Origin of the sequence: Pseudoalteromonas sp. BSi20495, from assembly GCF_000241185.1 — a bacterium.
Lineage (GTDB): Bacteria > Pseudomonadota > Gammaproteobacteria > Enterobacterales > Alteromonadaceae > Pseudoalteromonas > Pseudoalteromonas fuliginea.
Genome location: NZ_BADY01000131.1, coordinates 1 through 6,641, shown reverse-complemented (window position 1 = coordinate 6,641; position 6,641 = coordinate 1). Strand labels below are relative to the sequence as shown.

7 protein-coding genes are annotated in these 6,641 nt (G+C 39.3%); all 7 read left to right on the top strand.

The window, feature by feature from the left end:
- The coding region (locus P20495_RS22135; RefSeq protein ID WP_033016204.1) for a hypothetical protein at window positions 1-1,201 on the top strand (1,201 nt) is incomplete at its 5' end.
- A 62-nt stretch (window positions 1,202-1,263) separates the two neighbouring features.
- Entirely contained in the window at window positions 1,264-1,758 is a 495-nt protein-coding gene (locus P20495_RS04900) for a hypothetical protein (RefSeq protein ID WP_008138023.1), read from the top strand.
- A 28-nt stretch (window positions 1,759-1,786) separates the two neighbouring features.
- Window positions 1,787-2,269, top strand: coding sequence for a hypothetical protein (locus tag P20495_RS04905; RefSeq protein ID WP_008138022.1), 483 nt, complete (start codon window positions 1,787-1,789; stop codon window positions 2,267-2,269).
- Between the two features lie 72 nt (window positions 2,270-2,341).
- On the top strand, window positions 2,342-2,710 hold the full coding sequence (locus P20495_RS04910; protein ID WP_008138021.1) for a DUF4157 domain-containing protein: 369 nt from the start codon (window positions 2,342-2,344) through the stop codon (window positions 2,708-2,710).
- 385 nt (window positions 2,711-3,095) lie between these two features.
- Window positions 3,096-3,764, top strand: coding sequence for a hypothetical protein (locus P20495_RS04915; RefSeq protein ID WP_008138019.1), 669 nt, complete (start codon window positions 3,096-3,098; stop codon window positions 3,762-3,764).
- A 284-nt stretch (window positions 3,765-4,048) separates the two neighbouring features.
- Window positions 4,049-5,371: a DNA/RNA non-specific endonuclease gene (locus P20495_RS04920; protein WP_008138017.1), complete on the top strand. Its 1,323-nt coding sequence runs from the start codon at window positions 4,049-4,051 to the stop codon at window positions 5,369-5,371.
- Between the two features lie 168 nt (window positions 5,372-5,539).
- Window positions 5,540-6,637 carry a hypothetical protein gene (locus P20495_RS04925; protein ID WP_008138015.1) on the top strand — a complete coding sequence of 366 codons (1,098 nt, stop codon included), beginning with the start codon at window positions 5,540-5,542 and terminating at the stop codon, window positions 6,635-6,637.
- Window positions 6,638-6,641 lie beyond the last annotated feature (4 nt).

The window sequence follows — 6,641 nt, the reverse complement described above, 5'->3', positions numbered from 1 at the left end:
CTTAGTCACTGATTCAAGCATAAAAGCAGGTGAATTTATTGGTGATGGATCTGGCCTTATAAACTTACCTCAGATTGATCTCCCTTCGCAAATTGACTTAACCCAAGCGGGAACGGTGACGGATTCAAGCATAAAAGCAGGTGAATTTATTGGTGATGGATCTGGCCTTATAAACTTACCTCAGATTGATCTCCCTTCGCAAGTTGACTTAACCCAAGCGGGAACGGTGACGGATTCGCGCATTGAAGCAGGTGAATTTATTGGTGATGGGGCTAGGTTATCTAATATTCAAATTACTAGTTTACCCATTGCAACGTTTGCAGATATTCAAATGGGTGATACAAGCAAGCTGACTACCGCACAACACGGTGGCTGGTTAAATCAAAAAGTAGAAGCGCTTACATGCCCCAATTTGTTGCCGCTGCTGATTGCATGTGTTGAGACAACACAAAACATCGATATTGATAACGTTCCTAGTGAAATTGATGGTTATATGCTTGTTGATGGTGATTTGGTGTTATTGAACGCCCAAACGAATAAGAGTGAAAACCGCATATGGCAAGTAAATGAACTATCAAGCTCATTTTCTTTACAGTCTGTGGTCAGCTATGAACCTGTTGACATGGTTCATGGCGATGCGGTGATCATAACTCAAGGTGACATTTATAAAGATCAAGCATTTATGCTTAGGGCTATTTACGATAATGATGCTGATTTTGAGTATCAATGGAAAATGACAGCCAGTTTAGTGACTGTTGGTGATGGGCTTATACAGAGTAAAAACCGCTTCAGTGTAAATTTCGCTTCAGCTAATGATCTCGCTAATGGCAGAGTTGATAAGGTTATTGATAGTGCTCTATTAAAGCAAAACTTAACTTCGCTTGGGCAACAGCTTCAAAACCAAATGCTTAATATTAACCCTCAAGTACACACTAATGACTTTACTATTGACGCAAATTCCATTCATTTTTTAGATCTTACAGATGACACTACATTGACAGCTATAATTGATGAAAAAGTCACCTATTTTAGGGTACAAGACTTTAGTGGAACTTGGGGGACAAACAGCCAAGTTATTCTTAAATTTGCAGATAACTCCAGCCTTACAATATTGCTCAACAGCTCACATGCTTATTATGATTTATACAAAGTAAATGACATTTTTTATTCCTATGACTCAACTGGCAAATTCTTTCTCTAAGGCAACCAGTTATTAATTTAGTCATCAATTCAAACACCCCCTCCCTCTAAAAGGAAAACCCTATGAATAATTTTGTAAACGTGATCCAAAAACTTGAAGAACTGAGTGCTCGTGATAGTAATAAAGCTAGAAGCCTAAACTTATTAAATAGTGTTATTTATCAGGTTCGTGCTGATATGAACCAATATTTAGGTATGCAAACAACTGACTTACACAGGGTAGAAGATATTGCAGATGTGCTTGGCTATGCAGGTCGTGTAGTCGCCGCTAGTGATGACTTACCAATGACCCCGATTGAGCCTGCCATGTTTGGCGCAACAGAGTTTTACACGGGGGATTACTTTTTGGTTAAAAATGGTCCTGATCGCGGTATTTATCCAATCACCATTTTTGATGATGGAGCTGGTTTTAAAACGTACGACCTAGACCCTGCTTTAAAACGATATTTAGGCGATGTTGCCGTTGTTGTACTTAAATTAGTTGAAAATGATTTAGTACAAAAACACAGTATATTCAACCTCTCCAACGATATATGGCAAGAGCGTGTAATTGCGTAATCACGTAATTATACGGTACAACTAAGCCATGTTTACGACCTTTCGAGAAAAGCTAAAACGCTACTTCATTACAGGTGCAAAACCAACCCAGGCGCAGTTTGCCGAGTTTTTAGATGCAGCGCTTATTCAAAGCGATGATGGCATTACTAAGCAGTCGTCTGAATTGGGGCAAGTACTGACTTTTTCACTGCCAGAACACCATCAAGCCAATACGGTTTTTCAACAACGTGTGTGTATTCAAGGGGATTTAATTGTAGAGGGGCAGCTACTCGGTGCCCCTTCATCAAGCGCCACAACACCAACCAGCCGAGTTTATGAAACGCCAAACTACAGTGCGGCTAACGCAAATACCCAACAAGTTAGCGTGCCAATTGGCTGTATTTTACTCTACAGCGGCGCACAAATCCCCGACGGCTTTTTAGCCTGCGACGGCCTAAACGGCACGCCTAATTTGGCACCGTTGGTGGACAACCCCATTCAACCGATTCGTTACATTATTAAAATGCATTAATGCTGCTTTTTATTCATTGACATCTTATATACGGCAGCTTCATTTAACCTATTATTATACCTTGGAATTTTTATGTACCAGTCACTTAATCAAAAGCAGCAAGAACACGACACGCTCCCCGTACAACGCCAAGCAATAAGCCGAGAAACGCGTTTAAAAGACAACGTAGGCAGCATGATGGGCGTCGATTTAAGCCACGTTGCTGTGCATACCAACTCATCCAAGCCCGCGCAACTTAATGCCCACGCCTATGCCCAAGGCAGAGAAGTACACATCAGCCCGGGGCAAGACCGCCATTTAGGGCATGAGCTTGCTCACATTGGCCAGCAAATGCAAGGTCGCGTACAAGCCACTACCCAGTTTGCAGGGCAAGCGGTGAATGATGATCCAAAATTAGAACATGAAGCCGATGTGATAGGGGCAAGAGCAGAGAGTATGTGACTAAGTTAGAGCGTCATGTCGAATTGACAAGCTTTGTTTTAAGTTAAGTGTTATGAAGCAAGTGACTTGACCCCTTACCTTTTAGTGTTATGAAGCAAGTGACTTGACCCCTTACCTTTTAAGTTAAGTGTTATGAAGCAAGTGACTTGACCCCTTACCTTTTAACAGCCCATGCGGGTATTAAAGAGCCACCGCTAATGGGAAGTAGATGAAGTTTAAAAAAGTGGACTTTTAACAGCCAAAATAGGTGTTAAAAGTCCAGAAATGATAATGAGATAGTCAGAATAAACGCCACATCCACCACTGTGTGGTGTATCTGGGATTGTTATAGGCAATAAAAAAAGCCTATAACAATGAGTAAAGCCAAATTTAAAAGGTTTGAGATATGTATGCACAATTAGAGAAATCAAAAGAGAATAAAAACAGAGCGATCGCTAATTCCGTTGCTCAGAAGAAAAGTAATGGGAAGCAAGGTTTTGGGTTTGTGGATAATCGGCCTCAGACTATTGTACAAAGAAAGCTGCAAAAAATGGCTATCAATAGCCAAGGAGCACTGCAAGTACAAAATCATAAAAACCGAAATTCCTCCCAAACGCTCCAGCTGGTCACGGATGTAGACATGACGAAGAATGGTTATACTGTCCACAATCAAGGTACCAACGCGAACTACACAATTTACAGAAAGCAAACTGGTGGTACCGTGGACTATGTAGGTACAGGCTATGCGTTCGGGAATAGCGGAACAAGCGCTTCCGGAGCTTACAATTTTACGGGTGTTACTAACTACCAAAATTATTACGGCGATGTAGATGCTACTAACTTTAATAAGACGAATAGAGGTTATAGCAGTAGCATGGCTAATAATATTGTGGACTATAACAAAGGTCATATTCTTCCTCAACAACTGGGAGGAAGAGGGGTAGGGGAAAACTTATTCGAGCAAAATGCCGGACAGAATAACAGTTGGTCCTGGAAAAGCTCGGAAAACAATGCTACAGGTTATCTCACTAATCTTGGCATGAATCTAGGTTACTACAGACTGAATGTATGGTAGCAATATTTTAGCACAGGTGCTAATTGCCAAGCTCCCTCTGATAACCGACATGTTCACAAGGGCGACGGGCATAAGGTACGCAACAAAGAATAAAAATATGTCAACTCAGGTCGTCACGTACTAGATAAAGTAAAACCAGAAACAAATTACATCTGAGTCTTGAAAGTATGAAGCCCATAACAAAACCTAAAATCCATTGAAAACGTCTTTTAGCTCGATTGTTATAGGCAATGAAAGAAAGCCTGCACATAGAATAAAGATAAAATTTTAAAAAGGTTTGAGATATGTATGCACAAGTAGAGAAGCCAAAAGAAAATAAAAGTAGGGCGCTTGCTAATGCGGTAGGGCAGAAGAAAAGTAATGTGAAGCAAGGTTTTGGGTTTGTGGATAATCGATCTGAAAGTACCATGAAAATAAAAATGAATAATCAAATCAACGCTATACCTTCTAAACCTATTCAGAAAAATCATACAATAGTTCAGATGAGATTAGATGAGGAAGATGGGGAAGAGTTAGATAATTACTTGGTAGGAAAACTACCTAAGCCTGATGATGTCATGAGAGATTATGAGTTGGATTTGCAAAATGAGCTCAGAGATATTCTATATGAAGAGCATGATGATTATGAATCAGCTAAAGAGGATGTTTGGAGGGTGTATGAGCAATTAGAATGGGAGTACAGTATTAAATATGATTTTAATGAGGCAGAGCCAGGAAAAAAGATTTCAGCAGTAAACTTTAACTATAATGAACTAAAAGTATTGATAAAAAGTTATGTAGATGGAACAGTCTATATGTGGGCCTTTGACAAATATAGAGAAATTTATAAAAGTGCTATAGCGAAATTTACTATTGAAAAGTTGAAAGGTTATAAAAAACTAAAAGAGTATGTTTCCCCCTTTCTTAACATAAAGAAAGAAACATTAGAATCAGCCCCGGAAATAGCTAGAGAAATCTTTGAACTGTTTAGCTGGTTAATTCCTTTGCACGAAAATGATGTTAAAGGAATCAATGATATAAACGGATTGCAAGCAAGATTGAAGCAATTGATACTTGAAAAAATAAATTATCTAAAAGAAAGTGAAGGATTAGAAGTGTTACCTAAGGGGGCGATTATAAAAAATCAGCAACCTATTACCATTGGGGAGTATCAGCTTGGTGTTAACTCTGAAATTATTACAGCGAAGCCAGGTGCTTTGTATTCTGGTGAGGTTTCCGAAGGTAGGCTTTTGGAGACAGAGCTTAATCAAAAGGTAAATGGATATAAATTCATTGCTGGACACTTAGTTGCAAGTACACTTGGTGGGAAGTTTAAGTCTGAAAATTTAACGCCAATGAGTAATCTGTTTAACACTTCTAATATGAGTGCACCTGAAAATGATGGCAGAGGTCGTTTAAACGAAGGAAAAGTGATCTATTATAATGCAGCAGTTGAATATGGTAATAAAACTAAAACCGATGGGACAGAAGTTTTGCCATCATCTATTTCTATAGAGGTTAGTACAATGGTGACTAATGGCGATGCCAGTGCTGATGAAATCCGAAATTATACTAAAAAAATTGACATAAAGACTTACACGCCAAAAATATTTCCGCCACCCAAATAATTATACTGAAGATCGAACATCACAAGAACTACAGGTTAAAAACTGGGGAGTTAAAAATCCCATAACAAAACCTAAAAGCCATTGAAAACGCTTTTTAGCTCAATTGTTATAGGCAATAAAGAAAGCCTATAACAAGCTATAAAATCCAATTTTAAAAAGGTTTGAAATATGTATGCACAAGTAGAGAAGCCGAAAGAGAATACCTCGTCCGACCACTGGCGGAAAAGTAGAGCAGTTCCTAATTCTGTTGCTCAGAAGAAAAGTAATGTGAAACAAGGTTTTGGGTTTGTGGATAATCGACCTGAAGCTATTGCACAAAGAAGAAAACAAGGAGTTGCGAATAGCTATTCTGTGCAACAACTGCAGCCTATTCAGAAAAAACACCTTCCTCAAGAAGCTTGGTGCGAGGTACAGAAAAAGCAAAAAAATATAAAACTGACAAAACAGCTTAAAGCAGAGGTGCAGGTGGATGATAAAACTGGTGAAGATGTAGGTAGTAATCGTAAAGGGACAAGAAACACCTTAGAGCGAGAATTGATACAGCGTAGAAAAATATCCACGTCTGTTGACTTCGGTAGGGTAAAAAAGGAAGGCTATGATGGAGAATGGGAAACTAAAAAGAAAGGTGGGGAGGAGCCGACATCGTCTTTTAGAGAAAATTATACTGTGCCCCTATTTCCGATTTTTGAGGCAGAATCAACAAGATTTACAGAGACACCGTATCAGATCATGGGAGGGCATATTATAAAGAAGGAGTATGGAGGAAAGGGTGGTTTGGCGAACGTCTATCCTTGGACACGCGCGACTGAAGAAGACTGGACGAGCTCGGTTGAGGATAAAGTAAAGGCTGTTCTGGAGAGTGAAGAGTTGTATACTGAATTTGGCAACGCAGAAAAGGTAACCCTATATTATTCGGTTGACATTCAGGAGTACAAAGAATTACCTAAGCGAATACAGAGTACATACACTGTAGCAGAATGGCCTACGCTTTATGAGAATTCTATGATTCAGAGAGGTATAAACACATCAGGTTTGTTGCCTAAAAACATATCCGTATTTGTCAGTGCAGAGGTCGAATACAAAGATAATATAGATGGCACACAAAAAAGATTTAGACGGGATGTGCTAAGTACTACAATAAGTTGCCCACAACTGAGAGATGAGATTATGAGCGCTAAGGATTACGAGGCTTCGCGGCTGGATAAAAACAAATATCATAAAGGCAACTTGGATGAAGAGTGGACAAAGAAAGCCAAGAAGAAATAAAAGG